General features: G+C 42.9%; 20 protein-coding genes. 7 read left to right on the plus strand and 13 right to left on the minus strand.

The window, feature by feature from the left end:
* Positions 1 to 402: 402 nt before the first annotated feature.
* The 8 genes from ACIQZD_RS05220 to kdgD all read right to left on the minus strand — a co-directional run bounded on the left by ACIQZD_RS05220 (position 403) and on the right by kdgD (position 7,304).
* On the minus strand, positions 403 to 1,101 hold the full coding sequence (locus ACIQZD_RS05220) for a polysaccharide deacetylase family protein (RefSeq protein ID WP_402898998.1): 699 nt from the start codon (positions 1,099 to 1,101) through the stop codon (positions 403 to 405).
* A 102-nt stretch (positions 1,102 to 1,203) separates the two neighbouring features.
* Positions 1,204 to 1,653: an ASCH domain-containing protein gene (locus tag ACIQZD_RS05225; RefSeq protein WP_402899001.1), complete on the minus strand. Its 450-nt coding sequence runs from the start codon at positions 1,651 to 1,653 to the stop codon at positions 1,204 to 1,206.
* 64 nt (positions 1,654 to 1,717) lie between these two features.
* Positions 1,718 to 2,188, minus strand: coding sequence for a VOC family protein (locus ACIQZD_RS05230; RefSeq protein ID WP_402899004.1), 471 nt, complete (start codon positions 2,186 to 2,188; stop codon positions 1,718 to 1,720).
* Between the two features lie 58 nt (positions 2,189 to 2,246).
* The gene (locus tag ACIQZD_RS05235; RefSeq protein ID WP_402899007.1) at positions 2,247 to 2,567 is read right to left on the minus strand and encodes a hypothetical protein; all 321 of its coding nucleotides are present in this window, start codon (positions 2,565 to 2,567) and stop codon (positions 2,247 to 2,249) included.
* Between the two features lie 123 nt (positions 2,568 to 2,690).
* Positions 2,691 to 3,143, minus strand: a complete 453-nt coding sequence (locus tag ACIQZD_RS05240) for a GNAT family N-acetyltransferase (protein WP_402899010.1) — start codon at positions 3,141 to 3,143, stop codon at positions 2,691 to 2,693.
* A gap of 150 nt (positions 3,144 to 3,293) precedes the next feature.
* A complete protein-coding gene (garD, locus tag ACIQZD_RS05245; protein ID WP_402899014.1) occupies positions 3,294 to 4,829 on the minus strand; it encodes a galactarate dehydratase in 1,536 nt (511 codons plus the stop codon).
* A 61-nt stretch (positions 4,830 to 4,890) separates the two neighbouring features.
* On the minus strand, positions 4,891 to 6,354 hold the full coding sequence (gucD, locus tag ACIQZD_RS05250) for an alpha-ketoglutaric semialdehyde dehydrogenase GucD (RefSeq protein WP_402899017.1): 1,464 nt from the start codon (positions 6,352 to 6,354) through the stop codon (positions 4,891 to 4,893).
* A 17-nt stretch (positions 6,355 to 6,371) separates the two neighbouring features.
* Positions 6,372 to 7,304 carry a 5-dehydro-4-deoxyglucarate dehydratase gene (gene kdgD / locus ACIQZD_RS05255; RefSeq protein ID WP_402899020.1) on the minus strand — a complete coding sequence of 311 codons (933 nt, stop codon included), beginning with the start codon at positions 7,302 to 7,304 and terminating at the stop codon, positions 6,372 to 6,374.
* 319 nt (positions 7,305 to 7,623) lie between these two features.
* Here kdgD and ACIQZD_RS05260 point away from each other — a divergent pair, with 319 nt between their 5' ends.
* The 3 genes from ACIQZD_RS05260 to ACIQZD_RS05270 all read left to right on the plus strand — a co-directional run bounded on the left by ACIQZD_RS05260 (position 7,624) and on the right by ACIQZD_RS05270 (position 11,237).
* Positions 7,624 to 8,985, plus strand: a complete 1,362-nt coding sequence (locus ACIQZD_RS05260; RefSeq protein ID WP_402899023.1) for an MFS transporter — start codon at positions 7,624 to 7,626, stop codon at positions 8,983 to 8,985.
* A 31-nt stretch (positions 8,986 to 9,016) separates the two neighbouring features.
* Complete coding sequence (gene gudD / locus ACIQZD_RS05265) at positions 9,017 to 10,375, plus strand: glucarate dehydratase (protein ID WP_402899026.1); 1,359 nt, start codon at positions 9,017 to 9,019, stop codon at positions 10,373 to 10,375.
* Between the two features lie 160 nt (positions 10,376 to 10,535).
* Positions 10,536 to 11,237 carry a FadR/GntR family transcriptional regulator gene (locus tag ACIQZD_RS05270; protein WP_063232459.1) on the plus strand — a complete coding sequence of 234 codons (702 nt, stop codon included), beginning with the start codon at positions 10,536 to 10,538 and terminating at the stop codon, positions 11,235 to 11,237.
* 390 nt (positions 11,238 to 11,627) lie between these two features.
* On the opposite strand, the gene ACIQZD_RS05275 is transcribed toward ACIQZD_RS05270, so the two are convergent.
* Complete coding sequence (locus ACIQZD_RS05275; RefSeq protein ID WP_101223162.1) at positions 11,628 to 12,386, minus strand: SDR family oxidoreductase; 759 nt, start codon at positions 12,384 to 12,386, stop codon at positions 11,628 to 11,630.
* Positions 12,387 to 12,576: 190 nt separating this feature from the next.
* On the opposite strand from ACIQZD_RS05275, the gene ACIQZD_RS05280 reads away from it, so the two are divergent.
* Positions 12,577 to 13,185: a TetR/AcrR family transcriptional regulator gene (locus ACIQZD_RS05280; protein WP_402899031.1), complete on the plus strand. Its 609-nt coding sequence runs from the start codon at positions 12,577 to 12,579 to the stop codon at positions 13,183 to 13,185.
* A gap of 44 nt (positions 13,186 to 13,229) precedes the next feature.
* Here ACIQZD_RS05280 and ACIQZD_RS05285 read toward each other — a convergent pair whose 3' ends face one another.
* Together ACIQZD_RS05285 and ACIQZD_RS05290 are read right to left on the minus strand one after the other, a co-directional pair.
* Entirely contained in the window at positions 13,230 to 13,931 is a 702-nt protein-coding gene (locus ACIQZD_RS05285) for an alpha/beta fold hydrolase (protein ID WP_402899034.1), read from the minus strand.
* 176 nt (positions 13,932 to 14,107) lie between these two features.
* The gene (locus ACIQZD_RS05290; protein ID WP_402899037.1) at positions 14,108 to 15,031 is read right to left on the minus strand and encodes a LysR family transcriptional regulator; all 924 of its coding nucleotides are present in this window, start codon (positions 15,029 to 15,031) and stop codon (positions 14,108 to 14,110) included.
* Between the two features lie 120 nt (positions 15,032 to 15,151).
* Between ACIQZD_RS05290 and ACIQZD_RS05295 the strand changes: the two genes are divergently transcribed.
* A complete protein-coding gene (locus tag ACIQZD_RS05295) occupies positions 15,152 to 17,155 on the plus strand; it encodes a YhgE/Pip family protein (RefSeq protein WP_402899040.1) in 2,004 nt (667 codons plus the stop codon).
* Between the two features lie 206 nt (positions 17,156 to 17,361).
* Here the strand turns inward: ACIQZD_RS05295 and ACIQZD_RS05300 are convergent, their stop codons facing one another.
* On the minus strand, positions 17,362 to 18,810 hold the full coding sequence (locus ACIQZD_RS05300) for a DHA2 family efflux MFS transporter permease subunit (protein ID WP_402899952.1): 1,449 nt from the start codon (positions 18,808 to 18,810) through the stop codon (positions 17,362 to 17,364).
* A 254-nt stretch (positions 18,811 to 19,064) separates the two neighbouring features.
* On the opposite strand from ACIQZD_RS05300, the gene ACIQZD_RS05305 reads away from it, so the two are divergent.
* Both ACIQZD_RS05305 and ACIQZD_RS05310 read left to right on the plus strand, forming a co-directional pair.
* Complete coding sequence (locus ACIQZD_RS05305; protein WP_402899043.1) at positions 19,065 to 19,964, plus strand: TetR/AcrR family transcriptional regulator; 900 nt, start codon at positions 19,065 to 19,067, stop codon at positions 19,962 to 19,964.
* Between the two features lie 145 nt (positions 19,965 to 20,109).
* Positions 20,110 to 21,783, plus strand: a complete 1,674-nt coding sequence (locus ACIQZD_RS05310) for a ribonuclease J (RefSeq protein ID WP_402899046.1) — start codon at positions 20,110 to 20,112, stop codon at positions 21,781 to 21,783.
* 57 nt (positions 21,784 to 21,840) lie between these two features.
* Here the strand turns inward: ACIQZD_RS05310 and ACIQZD_RS05315 are convergent, their stop codons facing one another.
* A complete protein-coding gene (locus ACIQZD_RS05315; RefSeq protein WP_402899955.1) occupies positions 21,841 to 23,178 on the minus strand; it encodes an amino acid permease in 1,338 nt (445 codons plus the stop codon).
* Positions 23,179 to 23,334: the final 156 nt, after the last annotated feature.

Below are 23,334 nucleotides of genomic sequence, written 5' to 3' on the forward strand. Positions count from 1 at the left end.
CCTGGAGAGGAAAGCAACGTTCAAATTGTACAAACCTATTTATATCCTTTGAAAAAAAGCATAACGATAGCAAAAACCATTACCCCGATAAGCAATAACGGGCCGATACCCGAGCTATACACGAAGTATACCGTGATGTGGCGAAAAATGAGCACGACAAGAAATAGGAATAACAGGAAACACAAAATCATGATCAGAGCGGTATTTTTATTCCGGTACAAGTAACCAGCCCCATTTTAATAGCTTTATTTACACTAAGGAAAAATCATGCGAATGCATGCTAACATCAACATTCCGTTAAGAAACAATATGCAGCACACGTTTTGTACTATTCTGTATATCAAAAAAAGGGCTGCCGCAGCAACCCGATTTTTTAAAAATCGTTCGGACGGTAAAATGAAACTACATTTCCTGAAGTTCATTGACCGTTACAAACCTATACCCTTTGTTCGTTAACTCTTTTAAGATCCCTTCAATCGCTTGAAGTTCTTTACCCGTATCATCATACATCGGATGCATCAGGATGATCGAACCTGGTTTTATATTTTCCTTCACATACTTCACTTTGTCAGAAGCGGTAGTGTAATAGCTATCTGGTTCCAGATTCCAGGTAATGGTCTCTCTATCATTTTTATTTAAATAATAAGGCAAACCTAAGATTTTTTTCCCGTTTGGCGGCCGGACATCAATTTCACCCTTATATCCGGAGTTTTGAATTAATTTATCCGTTTTCTCGATTTCCGCCTTGATATAAGAGGCGGATTTAAACACCATCCGCCTGTGGGAATACGTATGATTCCCAATCTGATGTCCTGCTTCCGCTATTTTTCCCGCTTCCTCTGGATACTTTTCGATTTCGTTACCAATCAGGAAGAATGTAGCCTTTACATCGTATTTATCCAATAACGGAAGGATTTGATTTACATTGTTCGATGGGCCATCATCAAAAGTCAAAGCGACCACTTTTTCATTCGTCTCGACATTATCCGTTAATCCACCGAATATCTGATATGTTCTTGAATTCATTAATTTATACGTACCAAACAATAGCAGGAAAACAACCAGGATTCCCAATCCAATGAATATCAGTTTCTTTTTCATGCAAATACCTATCTTTCTATAAGTTTTTTAATCCAATGACCTATTATAGCAAATCACTGAAAGAAAACACTTATTGCTCTATTCCGAACGAGCCGTCTACACTCACTTTACATGTATCAATTCAAAACGCTCACACACTAGCAGCATATCTACTTGAAAGGTGTGTCCGATTTTGTCCAGTTCTTCTTTAAAAAATTTTTCATGTGCGTCCCACCAGTATGTATATGTTCGATCGCCTTCCCCTTCTGCAATCGCAAACTCTTCGCTCACTTCATTCATGGGCAATACTTCGACTTTCACTGTTTGGATGATCGCTAAGGGCTCATCCTCACTACTTAAAATAATGCTATAATCACCCACGGATGGTAATGGTTCATTTTCTACTTCATAAAAAACATACCCAGAGCATGTAGCCGTTTTTATCCCATCCATCACTAATTGAGCCAATTGATCGGGATCGGCCCCGAATTGCCACGCACTGACTGACTGGGGTTTTTCTTCTTCTTTCCCCTGCCAAAATGCATTCCAATATAATTCCGCTTTGACATTCATTCTATGATTCCCCAATTCTGTTCTGACATGATTATTTAATATTCTTGAAATTCCCGCCTATCTGTCATTCGTTTTTTTCAATTCTGTATTCATGTTCCCATTCACTTAAATACATACGATTCTTGATTTTTTTTGGATTCTCCAGTTTACTAATTAACTCCAAACTGTTCCCATCTGGATCATTAAAGTGAATTTTAGCGTGGGCATATTCCCCGTGAGGCATCACGAAAGGTTCAATTGGTAGAAATCCAAAAGCCTCTCTTGGCGCATAGCCTCTATCTTCAAGCCATGCGACTGAGCACTTTAAATCTTCCAATGATACTTGAAAAGCGATATGCCGTAAGGAGGGATGATACTCAACTTTCACTTTTTCCGTTTCCCAAAGCCCCAACCAACTTTTATCCTTTTCAATCCATAGAAAAGCCAGGCTGTCTTCAACCTTATGATCCAACTGCAAACCAAGCCCCTCATAGAATTCAATGGAAAGTTTCAAATCACGAACCGGTAAATGTGCTTCATATAAACCTCTTATCATTGAACCGCCCCTTTATAGTCAGACCCCATTAGCTTAGACCTACATACAACCCCTTTATCTAATTTGTTTTACGGGGCAATTCTATTTCACCAGTTAACAGCAAAGTGATGACGATAACCCAAAATATAAAGAAAGATGAGGAAAAAACCAAAGAAATGATAGAAATCACTTTTTTCTCCGTTTTCTTCAAAATTCCCATGACAGATAGGACGATGCCGGTAATCGTAAGGAAAAGTGTTATATAATCACCCGTCAGACTCCCGATATTTGCCATTCTGATAGGTGTAATAAAAACAGTAAAAAAGCAAATGATTCCAATGATGAATGAAGTAAAACTAATTACACCGTACCTCTTCTGAATACATGCTTCGTTTTCCATCGAGCTCACCCTTTCATCAGTTTTTAAATTCTATATACATCTATTAATATCTCACAAATAATATTAACATATAATACCAGACAAATTGTTATGGACAAAAAAAAGGGATAAAAGACCGTCAATTTAAAGCTTCATTTTCATGCCTTCATGAGTGGCTTTAAATCCTAAACGTTCATAAAAACGCAGCGCTTCTTCCCGCTTTTTATCGGTCGTCAGCTGAATGATATGGCAGCCCCGCTTCCTTGCACGGTCAATCGCATATTGAATCAACTTGCTTCCAATACCTTTCCCTCGTTCTGAAGATGCCGTCCGAACCCCTTCGATCGTAGCTCTCCAACCGCCTTGATGGGTAATGTAAGGAGTGAACGTGATTTGCTGCACCCCAACGATTTCCTCACCAAGACATGCAACGATCAATTCATTATTCTCATCTGCATCAATGGATTCAAATGCTTTTAAATAGCTTTCAGGAAGCGGATTTTCATACCGCTCCCTCTCCCTCCCCAAAACATCATCCGCAAGCATCTGTACGATTTCACTTAAGTCTTCTGCTGTCGCATTCCTGAATGTGACCATGCAATCCCTCCTCATGTGTACTTAAGTATCACCCTGATGAAAATCATTCGTTCATTAATAACTTCTGCCAATAGTCCGGCGGTCCTCTTTTCTGAAAGAAAAAAGGACGGACTTCCTCTATTAAAAGGAAGTCCGTCCAGTAAATCATTATTAGGTAATTGGCGCAGGATTGAACAGTGCCAAATCATTATGCAAGCCCCAATGCTCTGCCCAGGTTTTCTTTTTACCGCTGGCTACTTCCAAAATAAGGTGAAATATTTCCCATCCTACATCTTCTATGGTTGCTTCACCAGTAGCGATAGTTCCAGCATTTATATCAATCAGATCTTTCCATTTCTCGGTCAATGTATTTCGTGTAGAAACTTTGATGACAGAAGCCATTGCCAGATTATAAGGCGTGCCTCTTCCAGTTGTAAAAACTTGAAGGTGCATACCGGAAGCAAGCTGCAGTGTTCCGCAAACAAAGTCACTAGCTGGTGTAGCGGCAAAAATCAGTCCTCTTTCCGCTGCTTTTTCACCTGGAGCCAGTACGCCTGAAATGGGGCTGGTCCCGGATTTGGCAATGGAGCCTAATGATTTTTCCACTACATTGGCCAACCCGCCCTTTTTGTTTCCAGGCGACGGATTGGCACTTCGATCGGCATCACCCAAAGCAAGGTAGTTATCATACCAATCCATTTCCTTTATTAAAGCTCTCCCCACTTCTTCATTCACTGCACGAGGCGTTAATAGATGAATCGCATCCCGTACTTCTGTGACTTCAGAAAATAGAACGGTTGCCCCTGCCCTAACTAACAGATCTGTAGCATATCCTACTGCAGGGTTAGCTGTCACACCAGAGAAGGCATCACTTCCTCCGCACTGCGTACCGATGACTAATTCGGAAACCGGAAATGTCTCCCGCTGCCTGCGGTTCAACTTGATTAAGCGTTCCTCGGCCATTTCCATAATGGATTCGACCATTCCCGCAAATCCCTGCTGATCCTGAAGTGAAATGATATCTGAATCATCCCCGCTTGGATTTATTCTCATTGGAGAAAGTTTTTCACACCCTAATCCAACTACCAGGGCTTCCCCGCCGAAATTCGGGTGTTTCGCAAGGTTCTGTATCGTGCGAATGGGAATAACCGCTTCCGGTGCATTGATAGCGACTCCGCACCCGTAGTTGTGATTTATGGCGAAAACATCATCAACATTGGGATACTTCGGGAGTAGCTCTTTTTTTATCCGGTTCACGACAAAATCCAGAACGCCCACTACACATTGAACGCTAGTTGTAATGCCTAATATATTCTTGGTTCCAACACTGCCATCTTCATTGCGGAATCCTTGAAATGTATACCCTTCAAGTGGGGGTAAAGTTTTCGGTATATCATTTGCTACCGGTAATGCCTTTAAATCTGGAGAAGCCGGCAGTATCACCAACGACTCGTCAATCCAACTGCCCTTACTGATTGATTCAGCCGCATAACCGATAACTTCCCCATAGCGTATGATGGCTTCATTCTCGACTATATCCATTAAAGCCACTTTGTGACCTTGTGGTACTCTTTCTTTCAATTCAAGCCCACAAGGGAAAACGGTTCCTTGATCCAAGCCCCCTGTATTAACCACGATGGCGACATTGTCCATCTTATTTACCTTAATATAAAGCGGTACTTCCGTCAGTTGCGTTTTCGTATCCACTTTACCACTCCTTCATCCTATTAAAGCTAACAGACACCACTAAAGATACACGGGCCGGTTATTATTTTACAAACACCGTTTTAATGGATGTAAAAAACTCTTTTGCTGCTTCTCCTTGTTCCCTGGAGTGGGAGCTGGAGTTTTTCATGCCGCCAAATGGCGCCTGCAATTCAACGCCTGCGCTCTCAGCATTAACCCTAATCAAACCCGCTTCCATATCGTTAACAAATGAAAGCAAATGTTTGATATTCGCTGTGAAAATGGAAGCACTTAGGCCGTATTCCACGCTGTTCGCAAGTTGCAGGGCCTCTTCAACTGAATCAGCTTTCAATAAAGCAATCACCGGACCAAAAATTTCTTCCTGTACAATCGTCATATCTGACGTGCAGTTATCAAAAATCGTAGGCTCTACATAAAAGCCATTTGCCTGAGGGCCTTCTTCAGCACGCTTCCCGCCAATCAGAAGTGCAGCGCCTTCTTCCACTCCTTTTTTAATATAGGAAAGAACCGTATTCAATTGATTTTCGCTAGCACATGGTCCCATCCATGTCCCGCTGTCCAATCCATCCCCGATGGAAATGCCTTTCGTTTCTTTCACCAGCAGCTGCTTGAACTCTTCATAAACTTCAGCTGCAACGATGACACGGCTTGTCGCGGTACATTTTTGCCCCGTTGAACGGAACGCACCTGTAATGACGGCTTCTACAGCCAGATTAAGATCCGCATCCGCTGCAACGATTACCGGGTTTTTCCCGCCCATTTCAAGCTGGTATTTCGCTCCGCGTGCTAACGCCGCTTGTCCAATCCTTTTTCCAACGCCGTTTGAGCCGGTGAAGGTAATGCCGTTTACATCTTCGTGATCAGCGATGCCCTGCCCGATGACACTGCCCGGTCCTGTGACCATATTGATTACACCCGCCGGTAAACCGGCTTCTTCAAAACACTCCATGATCTTCGCACAGGTGATGGCCGTCTCGGTGGCTGGCTTGACCACAATCGTATTCCCATATACGAGAGCAGGAGCCATCTTCCAGATTGGGATGGCAATTGGGAAATTCCAAGGTGTTATGACGCCCACAACACCAAGCGGGACTCGCGTCGTGAACATAAGCGCTGAACTGTCGGTGGATGGAATGACATCCCCCACTTTACGCATTCCTTCTCCTGCATAGTATTTCAGGATCGCAATACCGCGTGCCGTTTCCCCTTTTGTTTCAGCAAAGGTCTTTCCCATTTCCCGTGTTGCACATTCTGCGATTTCATCAATCCGCTTTTCAAGAATTTGCGCTGCTTTATATAGATACTCCCCGCGCTCTGAACCAGCTAGTTTGCGCCATTTTTCTTTCGCCTTTTTCGCAGCTTCCACAGCCAGGTTCAAGTCATCCTTGGTAGATTTTTGTACATATCCGACAATTGCCTGTTTATCTGCCGGGTTTAAACTTTTTTCAACTTCATTTGAAATAGAGGCAACCCATTCACCGTTAATATAGTTAAGATACGTTTTTGTTTGAACTGTAGTTATCATATATAATCCCACCCTTATTATATTGATTGAATTGGTGTTTCTTTTGGAAAACGATTTAAGGCATTCTCTAATATTGTTTGCATTTCTGCATAATGTTCTTTTTCCACCGGAAGAATCGGTAATCTGACTGTTTGCCCAACCGGCATTCCCATAATCTCCATGCCTGCTTTAATGAGAGAAACGGCATACCCTTTTCGCTGACGGCGAATGTTGTTGATTGGCATGATGACCTGTTGGTAAATTTCATTGACCTTTTCCTGATCTCCGCTCAAAATGCCATTATAGAATTTTCGTGAGATATGCGGGATGTAATTGGATATCGCTGATGAATATGAGTCAAAGCCAAGTGGAACGTAGGCCGACATGGTGACTTCCGCAAGCGGCATTCCGTTCAGCCAGCCGAAACGTTTTCCGAAGGTTTGTGTAAGGAGTCCATTCAACTCCATATTGCCCAGGCCGTCTTTGACGCCGACCACCTGCGGGACCTCAGCAAGCGCTTCCAAAGTTGAAAGTGAAAATGAAACATTATCACGCTGATATACTATGGAATTTAAGTCTGTACTTTCTGCGATGGTTTTGAAATAAGCAGCCAGACCTGCCTGTTCTCCAGTAACGAGATATGGAGGTAATATTAAATAACCGTCTGCCCCTCTATCCGCTGATATTCTGGCAAGTTCGAGGGAAGTTTGAATATTCCCGCCTACCCCTGTGTATACAGGTACTTTTCCAGCCGTGACGGATACGGCTACCTCTACCATCGCTTCATATTCCTCTTTACTTAACGAAGGATATTCCGCTGCTGCACATGCCACGAAAATAGCCTCGAGTCCCTCATCTAATAAAAATTGGATATTTTGGGCGAGTGCTTGTTCATCAAGCTTATTACTCGTTGTGAATGGTGCCACGGGAAATCCGAGAATTCCTTTAGGTGCCTTGCGAGTCTTATTCATTATTTATTCCCCCTTGCGTATTATTGTTTTATTGTAAGACAAATAGACCTTCTGGTCAATCTTATTTTTTTTATTTTCTGAAAAAACGAACATTACCTCAAACCTCAATAATTTCGCTTCTACTATATACAAAAAAACACGATAATTAAGGAGCTAAAATGAAAAACGATTTACGAAAAAAAGCCATTGACAAACAATTTTATTTGTCTTACCATTGGACAAAACTAAATATTAAGAATTTTCACAAAGGAGGAAACGGTTAACATTGTAAGCGGTATCAAATGAAAATATAATTAAATACGATTAAGGAAGTGAGTATATGAACGCTGAAGAAAAAGTTTTTCAACCATCTCCTAAACTGCCAAGTGCCCAGAAAAAAACACGCACACGATGGTTCATTGTCTTTATGCTCTTTTTGGTCACTGCTTTGAATTATGCCGATCGTGCGACGCTATCCATTGCGGGTACGGACATGTCTGGTCAGCTTGGTCTCGATTCAGTCATGATGGGCTACGTTTTCTCCGCTTTCGCTTGGTCTTATGTAGCAGGACAAATTCCAGGCGGATGGCTTTTAGACCGTTTTGGCTCAAAAAAGGTTTACTTTTGGAGTATCACGTTATGGTCTACCTTTACGCTTTTACAAGGATTTCTCGGTTTTTTCGGTTCTGCCGGAACAGCTGTCATGGTATTGTTCGGCCTGCGTTTTTTAGTTGGATTGGCAGAAGCCCCTTCCTTCCCGGCCAACAGCCGCATCGTTGCTACCTGGTTCCCAAGCCATGAACGCGGAACCGCGGCTGCCACTTTCAATTCCGCCCAGTATTTTGCAACCGTTCTCTTTGCACCGATCATGGGATACATTACATATAAATTTGGTTGGGAATATGTCTTTTTCTTTATGGGTGCCTTAGGAATCATCGTTGCTTTCATCTGGCTGAAAACGATTTATGGCCCGAAGGAACATCCTCGTATCAACAAAGCTGAGCTTGAATATATCGAAGCTGGCGGCGCTTTGATCAATATGGATCAAAGCAGTACAAATAAGGAGGAAAAGAAAGGCGTCAACTGGAATCATATTAAGCAGCTTTTATCAAACCGCATGCTGTTAGGTGTTTATCTCGGACAATATTGCATTACGACATTAACGTACTTTTTCCTGACATGGTTTCCTGTGTACCTTGTACAAGAAAGGGGCATGACCATTCTTGAAGTTGGATTCGTCGCTTCCCTTCCGGCCATTTGTGGATTTTTTGGCGGCATTCTCGGAGGCACATTCTCGGATTTCTTGTTACGGAAGGGATTCTCATTGACTGTCGCCCGAAAAGTGCCAATTGTTGTTGGGATGATTCTATCGATGAGCTTGGTAGCAGCAAACTATGTAGATACGGAATGGGTTGTCATTTTCGTTATGGCCCTTGCGTTTTTCGGTAAAGGATTTGGGGCACTCGGCTGGGCGGTAGTGGCCGATACCTCACCAAAAGAAATGTCCGGTGTCAGCGGGGGGCTTTTCAACACATTCGGTAACATTGCCGGCATTACAACACCGATCATCATCGGTTATATCATTGCCACGACAGGGTCGTTCAATGGGGCGCTAGTCTTTGTATGTGCCAATGCTCTTGTCGCAATTTTAAGTTATTTATTCCTGGTTGGTGAAATTAAACGTGTAGAGTTAAAGTCATAGTCAACTAACTATTCTAGTAGGGGGAAAAATTATGAACAATCAATTACTTAAGGATAATGTAAAAATCGGCACACCGGTAATTTCTGAAATGAGCGTTATTCCAGTTGCGGGCCATGACGGCATGCTGCTGAACTTGAGTGGTGCCCATGCTCCATATTTCACCCGGAACATTGTCATTCTAAAAGACAATGCGGGTAATACAGGTGTAGGTGAAGTTCCTGGGGGCGAAAAAATCCGCCAAACACTCGAAGATGCCAAACAATTGGTTGTCGGCCAGTCCATTGGGACATACAACAACATTCTAAATACCATCCGTAAGCAGTTTGCGGACCGCGATGCCGGAGGGCGCGGCCTTCAGACGTTCGATCTCCGTATTGCCATTCATGCCGTAACAGCATTGGAAGCGGCACTTCTTGATTTAGTTGGCCAATATTTAGGTGTTCCTGTCGCAGCCCTTCTCGGTGAAGGACAGCAGCGTGATAAGGTGGAAATGCTGGGCTACTTATTTTATGTAGGTGACCGCAATAAAACAGATCTTGGTTATTTAAGCGAACCGGAAGCGGAAGATGACTGGCTTCGCCTCCGTCATGAGGAAGCGCTGACACCCGGATCGATTGTCCGCTTGGCAGAAGCCGCCCACTCTCGCTATGGATTCAATGATTTTAAATTGAAAGGCGGGGTTTTACGCGGGGAGGAAGAAATCGAAGCGGTGACGGCACTTGCCGAACGCTTCCCTGAAGCCAGGATCACGCTTGATCCAAATGGCGGCTGGCTGCTTGAGGATGCGATTAAACTTTGCAGGGATCAGCATCATGTTTTAGCTTATGCGGAAGATCCATGCGGAGCGGAAAATGGTTTTTCCGCCCGGGAAATCATGACGGAATTCAGGCGTGCAACGGGCCTTCCAACCGCTACGAATATGATTGCAACGGACTGGAGGCAAATGGGGCACTCCATTCAACTTCAATCCGTGGACATCCCTCTTGCCGATCCGCATTTTTGGACGATGCACGGCTCCGTCCGGGTCGCTCAAATGTGCAACGACTGGGGATTGACATGGGGATCACACTCCAATAATCACTTTGACATTTCACTTGCCATGTTTACACACGTTGCTGCAGCCGCACCAGGAAAAATCACTGCGATCGATACCCACTGGATTTGGCAGGATGGGCAGCGTTTGACGAAAGAACCTTTTAAAATTGTCGGCGGAATGGTCGATGTCCCTTCCAAACCTGGACTTGGAATTGAAGTGGATATGGAACAAATCGAGAAGGCACACCAGCTTTATAAACAAAAAGGACTTGGTGCCCGTGATGATTCAATGGCTATGCAATACCTGGTTTCCGGATGGAAGTTCAATCCAAAATCTCCTTGCCTTGTCAGATGATTTTTTCCAACAATGCGTGCGTCTCTCTCTTTAGAGGGGCGCATTTTACTTTTTTTGGACATAGGTCTTCTTATCCTCACATGCAAATAAGTGTATTATATTATATAATTAGTCTTACAGTATGGATACATATAGGATTTAACAGAAAAGGGGTTACACAATGGAAGAATCGTCAAAGAAATTAGGCGTACAATCGGTACATCGCAACACTCTTTCACAACAAGTCGTGGATCAAATTGTGCATCTGCTCGTCAGCGGACAAATGAAAGCGGGCGACAAACTGCCTCCTGAAATGGAACTTATGAAAGAACTTGAAGTAAGCCGGCCTGTTTTACGTGAGGCGCTGAGTGCACTTGATACACTAGGTGTCATTACACGGAAAACACGTGAAGGAACCTTTTTTAACGATAAAATCGGTACACATCCATTCTCTGTCATGCTGGCGCTGGCTACGGATAATTTACCAGCGATCATCGAAGCGCGAATGGCATTGGAGTTGGGATTAGTAACAATGGCTGCCGAGAAAATCACAGACGAACAACTGGAGAAACTGCAAGTTACGATTGACACGATTGCCAATAGTGAAGACAACGATTATGGAGAGGCCGATAAAGAATTCCACAAGATCATCGCTTTAAGTGCGAACAATCCCATTATTGAAGGCATGATCGATTCCTTATTGATTACCCATAATAAAATTAATAGCCTGATTCAATTCAGAGAACGGGAACTGACTGTAAAGTATCATAAAGCCATCTATGCGGCACTTGCAGCACATGATCCGCATGAAGCATTTAGCCAAATGTACAAGCACCTTGATTACGTCCGTCAGAAAGTCCTTCAATATTCTCACGCCAATTAATATATCGTTTGAGAGTTATCGCAGCAAACTAAAGGATCACTCAATGATCCTTTTCATAGGGAAAGTGGATTTTTTCTGGAAACCTATTTTGCTTCCGAGATTTCAGAGTTCAACTTATCTTTTAAATCCAATTGATAGCATAATTCTTTTTGAGAGAAAAACTGGATAGTAGTTGAACTATCCAGCCCCCACTTATCCACTTTCAATTGAAATGACGATGTCAGGACTACCGAATGAAGTGAAACTTCCTCTAGCAAATTGTCTGGCTAACCAAATTCCCCATCCAATGAACCTGCCAATGCTTCACTCAAAAAAAATGCATCCCTGCTTACTGGCAGGAATGCATATATCAGTCACCAAGTTCTTGACCATTCTTTTTAATTTACGGGCTTAATATGCACTCCAACCAGCATCTGCGGTGATGACAGTACCATTAACAAAACTGGAATCGTCTGAAGCAAGGAATAATGCAACTTTAGCGATTTCCTCAGGTTTGCCATTGCGTGGATTGATAGCCATACCCAATTGTTGGCGAGAGAAGCCAAACTCATTGATATTCGTCATGCTGGAACCAATATTGGTTTCAACTCCGCCTGGTGCTATTGCATTGCAGCGAATCCCTTTATTGGCATACATGAAGCCCGTGTTTTTTGTGAACCCGACCACTGCGTGTTTAGAGGCAGTGTATGCTGCTCCAGCTCGAGCACCGTACAAACCGCCAGCAGAAGCAATATTGATGATGACCCCTTTTTGTTTTTCTAAAAAGATCGGCAACACCTTTCTAGTCGAACGCATGACGCTTGTCGTGTTAATGGCAAAAATCCGATCCCATCTAGAATCTTCAATGTCTCCAGCAGGTTCCATGCCATCCATGATACCCGCGTTATTCACCAAAATATCCACCGTACCGTAAGTACTGACCGTGGTATCGATCAAATGTTGAATATCTTCCTCCACCGCCACGTTCGTTTTAATGGCAAAGGCCATTCCGCCATTCGCTTTTATTTCTTCTACCGTCTCGTTCGCACCATCAAGATTTAAATCCGATACGACGACTTTAGCTCCTTCTCTAGCGTAATCTATAGCAATTTGTTTCCCCATGCCTGATGCTGCTCCTGTCACAACTGCAACTTTGTCTTGTAATTTCATTTGAACTCCCCCATTCATTCTAGTGAAGTGATACTTATTGTACAGATGTTCATTAACTACCTTCCTTTATAGTATAATTAGTTTCAGTAGGCTTATACAATCAGCAAATGATGACCTCGATGTTGAACAATGAACAGAAAATGGTCATTATGTTTATTAAAAACACGATAACGAACAAAGGGTGAAGAAAATGACTGATAATAACACTGGGATTGATAGAAGGATCAGGAAGTCCAAAATGGCTTTGAAAGAATCCCTCATATCATTAATGCAAAATAAGGATTTCAGGGATATATCGATTACTGACATTGTAGAACTCGCCGACCTTAATCGGGGTACATTTTATAAACACTATCAGTACAAAGAGGAACTGCTTGAAGAGGTCATGGAGGACGTGATTGCCGATTTGATCATATCTTACCGGGAACCTTATAAGAACGTTGAAACTTTCACCATCAATGAACTAACGGCTTCAGTCATCAAAATATTTGAACATGTAGCTAACTATGCAAACATTTATACCCTCATCCTAAAGTCGAATGCATGGCCTACATTACTGGAACGGATTTGTAATGAGTTAAAGAAACTTCCATTGGAGGACCTGGAAGATTACCGGCCGAACCCTAAGATCAATATAGAACTTGCCTCCAGTTACCAAGCATATGCGATATTAGGCATGATCATCGAATGGGTCAACACTGGCTTTAAATATAGCGCTGGCTATATGGCTGAACAGTTGCTTGAAATCCTGAATAATAAATCGGTAAATTCCGTCTTTAAAATAAACCATAAATTTTAAAGCAGGAATAAGAGGGCTGCATCGGCAACCCTCTTATTCCTGCTTTAAAGCGCCTGTCCTTTGGAAAGAAAACTTGTTACGGCAGCCAAGAAAGCTGGTAAATTATCTTCATGGACAAAGTGTCCGGCACCCTCTATCGTCACCAATTCGCAATTCGGAATAAGCTCGGATACCTCCTGCAATTTGTTTTGGGGAATATGGCTCGACCCGCCCCCTATAACAAGCGTCGGCATCATAATATCGGTAAGGCGCGCCCACCATTTGGGATCGGGTTCATTAAGCTGCTGTAGAATCGAAGGCACTACCTGCCAATCAAACGGCAGAGGTACAGAAGGTTTGGACGGAACCTCCATTGGCTTATCCGAAAAAGGAGGAGGCGTGTCTTCAACAATCAATCTATCTATCCTCGAAGGAAAAGTTTGCGAGAATAGATAGGAAACTGTTCCCCCCATGGAATGCCCCATCAGCGAAAACCTTCCCAAATCAAGCGCATCCGCAAAATGAAGCAAATCATCGCACATCAATTCAAAAGTATATGTATTAGTTCTCGCACTCCCACCGTGGCCCCGTAGATCTAAAGCTAAAACACGATAATTTTCTCCTAATGCGGCAGCCGCTTGATCCCATGAATCTGCACTTTTCCCCAGCGCGTGAAGAACAACAAGCGGCGGTGCAGAAACATCCCCGCTCTCCCGATATTGAAACGTGAGTCCATTCAACTCAATTTGATTAACCCGTATTTCCATCTCCGCTCATCTCCCAGGATCGGATCCATCATTTTGAACCCGATCTATTTTAAAAAAACCTCCTAAAATACTATGTTCACTATAATTAAATTATACTTTTTATGCCTTCACCCATTTATTCGTCCCAACGGCGATTTAATCCTGTCTTCATCCGATTATTTCAGCCTTACGGCGATTTATTCGGCCTTCACCACATTTGGTTCATCCTTTAATCTAGCGGAGTTGGCGGCAGCGAAGTAATCCATGACAAATAACCGAAATTGCTTGGCTACTGGGGTGAAGTAGCGTTTTTCTGACCAGCCGAGCCCTATTGTTCTTTGACAAGCAGGTTCTGTTATTCGGATTTTATGGGATAATGATCCGGTTTGATGAAGCCATGTCAATTCGGATACGAAGGCGACACCCAACCCTTTCCTGACAAGGTCCGAGATGACAGCTGGTTCATCTCCTTCGAAGGCGATGTTCTGGACGAATCCCGCTTCGAGGCAAAATTGGTCGGTTAGACGGCGGAACCCGAAGCCTGTATTCATACTGATGAATGGTTCATCTTTCACTTCTTGGAGTGTAATGCTTTCCCTGCCTGCCAGCCGATGATTGGGAGGCACGATCAAGTATATTTCTTCGGTGATCAGCGGTTCCCACTTTAAGTCTGGGCCTTCGATCGGAACGGATGATATGCAATAATCGATTTCTCCTTCAATTAAAAGCTGCTTCATTGATGATATGGATTTTAGGAATTGTTGAAAACGGACATCCGGGTATTGAGATGAAAATGTACCCAATAAATCAGGCAGGACCCTTGGAATGGTAACGGCCAAAGTGATGTTCTTTTGGTCTTGATCTGCTAATTCCACTATTTCGCGCCTTCCTTCATTCAGTTCCGCAAAAGCGCGTTCGACCCGGTTCAAGAATATTCGGCCGGCTGCATTGAGCTTGATTTTCCGGTGTTCCCTATCGAACAGTGCGACACCCAAATCCTCTTCAAGCCGGGAGATGGTTTTACTGAGGGAAGGCTGAGCTATTTGAAGTTGTTCCGCAGCCATCGTCATATGTTCCAGTCGTGCTACGGTTTGAAAGTACTGCAGCTGTAATATTTCCATTATCCCACTCTTTTCACATAGATTTAAATCTATTATTACATAATCAATTATGTATTATACAGTATCTAAAAAAGCCATTATCATGAAATAATCTCTTAGTTAGAAAGGGCAGGCTCAATAATGAAAGGTTTACAACTTGTATTTCAAGATATAAAAGCAATGTGGAAACATAAACACGGGAGAATCGCCTTGATTTTCCTTTTGGTCGTTCCATTGATTTACTCTGGTTTCTTCTTGGCTGGATATTGGAATCCTTATGGACAGTTGGATCAGCTCCCTGTAGCAGTGGTCAATCTCGATAATGGTTCGGAAATGGATGATAAGCCAGTCCAAGCTGGAGATGATTTCGTTAAACAATTGAAGAAGCAAAAAGAATTGGACTTTCACTTTATCACGGCAAAGAAGGCTAAAATAGGTCTTGAAGATGGTACCTATTATATGGTTGTCACGATCCCGGAGGATTTTTCGGAAAATGTCACGACTTTAATGGATGAAAAACCGGAAAGAGCTAAACTGTTGTATAGTGTTAATCCAGGTAAAAACTTCGTTGCCTCACAGATCAGCTCAACTGCTGTTGAAAAGATGACTGCAAAAATCAACGCAAGCATTACAAAAGTCTATTCTGAAGGCATCCTTTCAAAATTCCAGGAGGTTTCTAAAGGTTTGGCGGATGCCGGGGATGGAGCGGAAGAGCTTCATCAAGGAACGGCGGATGCGAAAAGCGGCAGTGAGAAATTGGATGATGGCATTCAGGATTTGAATGATGGCGCCCAGAAACTGCAAACAGGAAGCACCAAGCTCTTGGATGGACAAGAAGCCTTAGCTGATGGTGCGAAAGGAATAACATCAGGTTCCCAGAACTTGTATTCCGGCATGAAGCAGCTATCGGATGGACATCACTCATTGGAAAATGGGATGAATGAAGTAAGTAAGGGTGTTGAGGACTGGTCAGCCGGAAATGCAAAATTGATGCAAGGGCAAGAACAGGCTGCCGATACAGCGAATACTCTTAAGAAACAATTGGATTCCTATATGAAAAGTCATCCTGATGCAATAAAGGATCAAGACTTCAAGCAAATCATTGCCTTATCAGAAGGTTTATCCAAAACAGCCGCCACTTTAAATGCCGGTCAAAGGCAATTGGGCGAAGGTGCTAATAAAGTGGCTGATGGACAAGAGACCATTCAAACCGGGATGAATGCATTTGGTGATAGAATGGCACAAGCTACCTCAGGTGCTAAGCAATTAAACGAGGGATCTGAAGAATTCGCGAACGGTTTCTCTAAATGGACAAATGGTTTCTCCACTTTAAATGCCGGAATCGTTTCGCTAGCTGGCGGAAGCAGCCAGCTAGCCAGTGGATCGACGGAACTACAAGACGGACTGGCTTCGCTGGAAACGGGCTCAAGCAAGTTATCCTCCAAGCTTAATGAAGCTGCCGATAAAACGGCTAGTCTACAGTACGACGATTCGACCACTTCAATGTTCTCTGAACCCGTGCAATTGGTCCAATCCAATTTATCTGAAGTTCCTAACTATGGAACCGGAATTGCCCCTTATTTCCTGTCATTGGCCTTTTATGTAGGCGGCATCATGGCTTCCAATATCTTGCCGCTTGGCCGCAGGCAGAATCTTAGGGTTACCGGAACCATTCATTTTACGAATAAATTAATGCTGGTATATGTAATCGGCTTGATTCAGGCACTTCTAGTGGATGCAGTGGTCCTGCTTGGATTCCATTTACATGTAGCAAGTGTCCCTGTATTCATTCTATCTAGCATCATCGTTTCATTTACCTTCATGACGTTCATTCTTATGCTGGTGACCGTATTCGGAGTGGTCGGAAAATTCGCGGCCGTGACCCTTCTCGTGTTCCAATTGGCTACGTGCGGCGGAACATTCCCAGGCGAACTGGGCATGTCGATATTGACGAAAATCGGTCAATTTTTACCTATGGCCCACTCACTAAAGGAACTTCAAGAGGTCATCTCCTTAGGCGGCTGGGAAAACTTGCAGGCGCAGATTTGGATCTTACTTGCCTATCTCGTTTCTGCGGCGATCATTGGCTGGATAGCCAGTCATATCCAGCATGCAAAAGTAACTTCAGAGGAAGTGACATCTTGATGTAAAAAAAGCGCAGTGCAAATGGCACTGCGCTTTTTTGTATACAAGTGAAATCACCGGGTAAAACATACTTGATTCATGGGTCGATTTAAATAGTGGTAGGTCGAATAATTTCCGCTGTAAATCAAACTAGATGGAGGAAGTTATAAAAAAAAGCCCTATGCTTCCTGACGATTCAGGTGGCATAGGGCTTTTTATTGTTTCATTTAAGCGGTTTGATCTTTTTTCATAGCTGGTTTTTCTTCAGCTGGCCATGCACGCTTAATGAATAATGCCAGAATCAGCGCCACAGCAGCAATGAAGGTAGATACAAAGAAGGAGAAGTTAATTCCATCGAGCATCGCCTGCATTCCGATTTGGGCTTGCATTTGTTCCATCATTTCAGCAGTGGGCTGGCTTGTTAATTTGCTCATCGCTTTGGTCATTAAACTCTCACCTGAAGATGCTGCATGGTTAGACATGACCGTAACAAGCAATGCAGTACCGATAGCGCCTGAAATCTGGTTCAGCGTGTTATTCATCGCTGTTCCATGCGGGTTCATACGGGCTGGCAGCGAGTTCAACCCATTTGTCATGATCGGCATCATTGCCATGGACAAACCGAATAAACGGACGGAATATAGAATCACAATATGCGTATAAGAAGTATCCATTGTTAATTTACTGAAGAAATACGTCGTCACCACAGTAATAAACAAACCGGTTGAAGCAAGTATGCGGGCACCGAACTTATCGAAGAGCTTTCCGGTGACCGGTGACATGATGGCCATTAATAGTGCACCAGGAAGCATCAGCAATCCTGAATCAAATGGTGAAATGCCACGGACGGTTTGTATATACATCGGCATCAAGATCATTCCCGAGAACATGGCCATATTCAGCACGATTGAAATCGTAGCAGATAAAGCGAACATCGGATGTTTGAAGATCTTGAATTCAAGCATCGGTGTTTCCATTTTAAGCTGGCGTGAAATGAAAAGGATCAGGGAAATGGCACCGACAATCAATGTTCCATAAACCCAAGGGCTATCCCAACCCTTGCTGCCTGCCGAACTGAACCCATAAAGCAGGCCGCCAAAGCCCAAGCTTGATAGGATGACCGATAATTTATCGATTTTAATATCGACTTTTTCCTTTTTGTCTTTAAGTTTAAAGAAGCCGAAAATAAGCACTAGTAAAGCTAACGGAGTAATGAAATGGAATAGCATTCTCCAATCATAATGTTCGATGATCCAGCCTGAAAGCGTCGGCCCGATTGCAGGGGCAAACATCATGACTAAACCGAATAGTCCCATTGCCGAGCCCCGTTTTTCAACAGGGAAAGCAGTTAAAAGTACGTTCATTAATAATGGCATCATAATTGCCGAACCGGCAGCCTGAACCATACGTGCGCTCAATAATAGCGGGAATGCATGCGCTACACCTGCAACGATCGTCCCTATTGAGAATAGGAGCATGGCTGTAAGGAACAGATTACGTACCGAATATTTTCTTATTAAGAAGGCCGTTGTCGGAATCATGATTCCGTTCACGAGCATGTAGCCCGTTGTCAGCCATTGGACTGTGGAAGTCTCTATTCCCAGGTCTATTTGGATTGATGGCAGTGCAATATTTAAAAGGGTTGAATTCAGTATCGATATAAACGCCCCGACCATCAGTATGGCCAAAATGCCATACGCCCCCTTTTTTTCAGTAGATTGTGCAGTACTCACTTTTTATCTATTCCTCCATTCAAACTATTGGTTCATTTAATTGTACGACAGGTATAACCCAATCTCATAAAATCAATAATATACCCCTAGTTCATTTTTTGCAATAAAAATTTACTGGTTAAAATAAGGGTTTGTGCTGTGATGGAATATAGAGTACGATTACATTTATACAAGCAGTATAATGAAAATTAGGTGATATGATGAATAATCGAAGGCAGAATGTCATCGATACGGCTCATAAGCTGTTTATTGATAAAGGCTACCAAGCCACATCCATTCAGGACATTCTAGAAGGCAGCGGTATTTCAAAAGGTACATTTTATAATTATTTCCCTTCAAAGGGTGAATTATTTATAGCCATTTTCCGCTCCGTCTATACAAAGATTCGCCACGACCGGGAAAAACTGTTGATTGGTCAAGATTCAGCCGATATTGAAATTTTCATCCAGCAGCTCGAACTGCAGATGACGGTGAACAAGCAAAGTAAATTGCTAATCCTGATCGAAGAAGTCCGTGTTTCCAACGATGATGAATTAAAACAATTCATCAATCAGACCCTATTGTTGAGCATACGCTGGATGTATACCCGTTTTCTCGATATTTTCGGGGAAAGCAAAAAACCCTATCTTTTAGATAGCGTCATTATCTTTCATGCGATGATGACCCACATGAATCATTTTAGTTATCGTGCTAATCCGGTCGGTACACCGGAAATACAGCTTATCCGCTATTGCATGAACCGAATTGTCCATTTAGTCAATGAATTGGCTGAAAGTGGGGAACAGATCCTTGATCCGGAACTTATGGACACGTGGTTTCCCAACTTTAAAAACCATCTTGATCCTTGCCATAATGATTTGCTGAACTCCACCACGGAATTGAAAAAAGCGATAATCAAAGCTTTTCCTTGCGGTGAAGAACGAACAAGGGCAATGGAATTGGTCGATTTTATCCAGGATGAGCTGATGCAGTCAGACAAACCGCGAAAATTCTTGATTGAAAGTTTGCTGAACACTTTAAGGACTCAATATGCAGCGCAGGTTCAGGCATACATTGAGACTTTTGAAGAAAGCATCAATTCTTGCTTGAGCAGATGAAGATTGAAGATACACGCACCTACCGAAAACGGTAGGTGTTTTTTTATGGCTTTTTGAATTGCCGTGATTTTATAAAAAGAGTTGGTTTTATAAATGGGACCTAAGGAAACACTATCCTTATCATAATAAAGGGAGGTCTATCTACTTGAGTGTGAAAGAGAATGCTTTGTCCATACTGGCTTTGGGCGGAGTGAATGAAATCGGTAAAAACATGTATGTGGTTCAATATTCTAACGATATCGTCATTATTGACTGTGGTGCAAAGTTTCCTGATGAAAGTTTATTAGGAGTCGATTTGATCATTCCCGATATTTCCTTTCTTCAGGAGAATAAGGAGAAGATCCACGCTTTGATTGTGACTCATGGGCATGAAGATCATATTGGCGGTATCCCCTATTTCTTAAAAAAATTGAATGTACCCATTTATGCCACACGTTTAACACTTGGTTTAATTGAATTGAAGTTAAAAGAACATAACCTTTTGGGTGATACGGAATTAATCCAGATTGATTCGGATTCAAGGTTGGAATTTGGGGAGATGGTTCTGGACTTTTTCAAAACGAATCATAGTATACCCGATTGCCTTGGAGTCACCATGCATACGCCAGAAGGCACGGTCGTTCATACAGGGGACTTTAAGTTTGACTTGACTCCCATGAATGATCAGTATCCCGATATCCATAAAATGGCCAAAATCGGGAGTGAAGGTGTCTTGGTTTTATTATCTGAAAGCACGAACGCAGAACGTCCTGGCTCCAGTCCCTCGGAGCATCTCGTTGGCAGCCATATTGAAGAGGCCTTCATGCAGGCAAAACAGAAAGTCATTCTTTCGACCTTCGCTTCAAATGTCAATCGCGTTCAACAAGTTGTGAATGCTGCACAGAAGACAAACCGGAAACTCGCCTTAATTGGACGTAGCATGGTGAACGTCGTATCCGTTGCCATTGAACGCGGCTACCTCGAGGTACCTGATGGGATGCTTATCCAACCACATGAAGTCGATAATTATGCTCCTGAAAGGGTCGCGGTTTTATGTACAGGCAGTCAAGGAGAGCCGTTTGCTGCCCTTTCCCGCCTTTCCAGTTCAAATTATCGGGATATGAGTATATTGCCTGATGATACAGTGATTCTTGCCTCCACTCCAATACCCGGAAATGAACGGGATGTTTCACGAATCATCGACAACCTATTTCAACTTGGTGCCAAAGTCATTTACGGTTCTGGGACTGTAACAGGCATGCATGTATCCGGACATGCCTATCAGGAAGAATTGAAGCTCATGCTTACCCTGATGAAACCAAAGTATTTCATTCCCATTCACGGTGAATATCGGATGTTGCACCAGCATCGATTACTAGCTGAATCTGTCGGGGTAGAGAAGGGCAATACTTTCATTATCAGTAATGGCGATGTGGTGGATATTGAAAACTCCGTTGCCCGTCAAACGAGAAAGGTGGCTGCCGGCAATACCTTTGTTGACGGTGTCGGTGTTGGTGATGTTGGAGAAATCGTTCTGCGGGACCGTAAGCAGCTTTCCGAAGATGGCATGCTCGTAATCGTCATAACACTAAGCAAGACGGAACGAAAAATAGTATCAGGACCCGATACCATTTCCCGTGGATTTGTATATGTTCAAAATTCGGAGGACCTCCTTAAACATGTGAATCGTCTTGTCACGAAAACGGTCAACGACTTACAAAGTGAAAAAATATACCGTTGGAACATCATCAAACAAACCATAAAGAAGGAATTGGGGCACTATCTCTTTACTCAAACTAAGAAAAAACCAATGATCCTTCCGATCATCATTGAAATTTAGCACCAAATCGAAAGCACACAAAAAGGAACTCGACTTCGTATAGTCGAGTTCCTTTTTTCAATCAAGTTCCGATTTACTCGCTTTTGCGGCCATCGCCTTGTTCTTATTCCAAACCTTGAATTTCATGAAAACGGCGGCAAGACCGATGATCACGATGAATAAAAGGCTGATGAAAAAACCTGGACGTATCTCTTTTTCAAGCAGAGTGCCACTGACCGCCGCTAAAATTAAAAGCAGTCCGAAAACGGCTGTAATCTTACTCCAAATCTTATTTTCCAAGATTTTGAATGAAGAAAGAATGATGAATGCCCAGTTATACAAAAGTAATATTCCAGCAGATGTTGTAATGTATTCATAAATCTTGCCTGGCAGGAGCAAGGCAGTGATGATTGACCCTAAAAGTCCTAAGGCTCCAAGACCCAGTGAAGGCAGTGGAAGATCCTTGAATTTCTTGATCTTTTGCATGAATAATGAAGGTGCGTTCCCGTCATTGGAGAGCGTTACCAATAGATTGGTTACACCAAATAGTGAAGCGGTCATCGTCGAGAAACCGGCAATGATGATCGCACCATTAAAAACGTGCGGGAAAAATGTCAGATGATAACTGTCCAATGCCGAAACGAATGGACTTTCTTTTTCACTGAATGCCCCTAACGAAATCATGGTTACGGCTAACCCCAATGAAATCACATATATGATGGTAAGAACCAAGAGCATGATCGTCCCTGCCTTTGGCGCATCTTCTTTCTTTTTAAGCTGCATCGCCATCAGTCCAATGACCTCAATGCCGCCAAACGCATAAAAAGCATAAATAAGTGATGTCCAAAACCCTTTTAGCCCTTTTGGGAATAATTCATTGAACTTATTCGGAAAGGATGGCGGTTTCCCTCCATCAAGACCAAACCAGCCGAAAACGGCACATATTGCTATAATGATAAACATTACGATTGCTGCTGTCTTAATTACCGCAAGGATGTTTTCCACCCTGTCAAACCCTTTTGTTCCCAACAATACCACCACGATTGAAACAATTGCGAATCCGGATGCAAATAGCCACAGCGGTACTTTTGGGAACCAAAATTGAGATAATAGCGAAAGCGCAGTAAGCTGGCTTCCCATGATCAATATATTGGAGGACCAATAATTCCAGCCACAGCTAAAGCCAGCCCATCTTCCAAATGCTTTATTGGCATAATAACAAAAAGAACCCTCTTGAGGATCGGCCGCCGTCATCTTAGCAAGCAGATTATAAACGATGTAGGTACCTAGTGCAGCCAATACAAATGAAAATACAATGGATGGCCCCGTCGTTTTAATCCCTATGGTCGATCCGAGGAAATACCCTGTCCCGATCGTACAGCCTACACCGACCAATGATAGCTGCCACCATTTCATATCGCCTTGTTGTTCACCTGATGCATTAGAATCTTGGACAGCCTTCCCTTTCGCTGAACTGCAATTGGCTTTTGTCGTCATGACATTACCCCCTCCTTCCATCATTCATAGTGTTGATAATGCCACAATGAATTATGCAAGGAAGAAGTTTTCAAA

Source organism: Peribacillus sp. NPDC096447 (genome assembly GCF_044762725.1).
Lineage (GTDB): Bacteria > Bacillota > Bacilli > Bacillales > DSM-1321 > Peribacillus.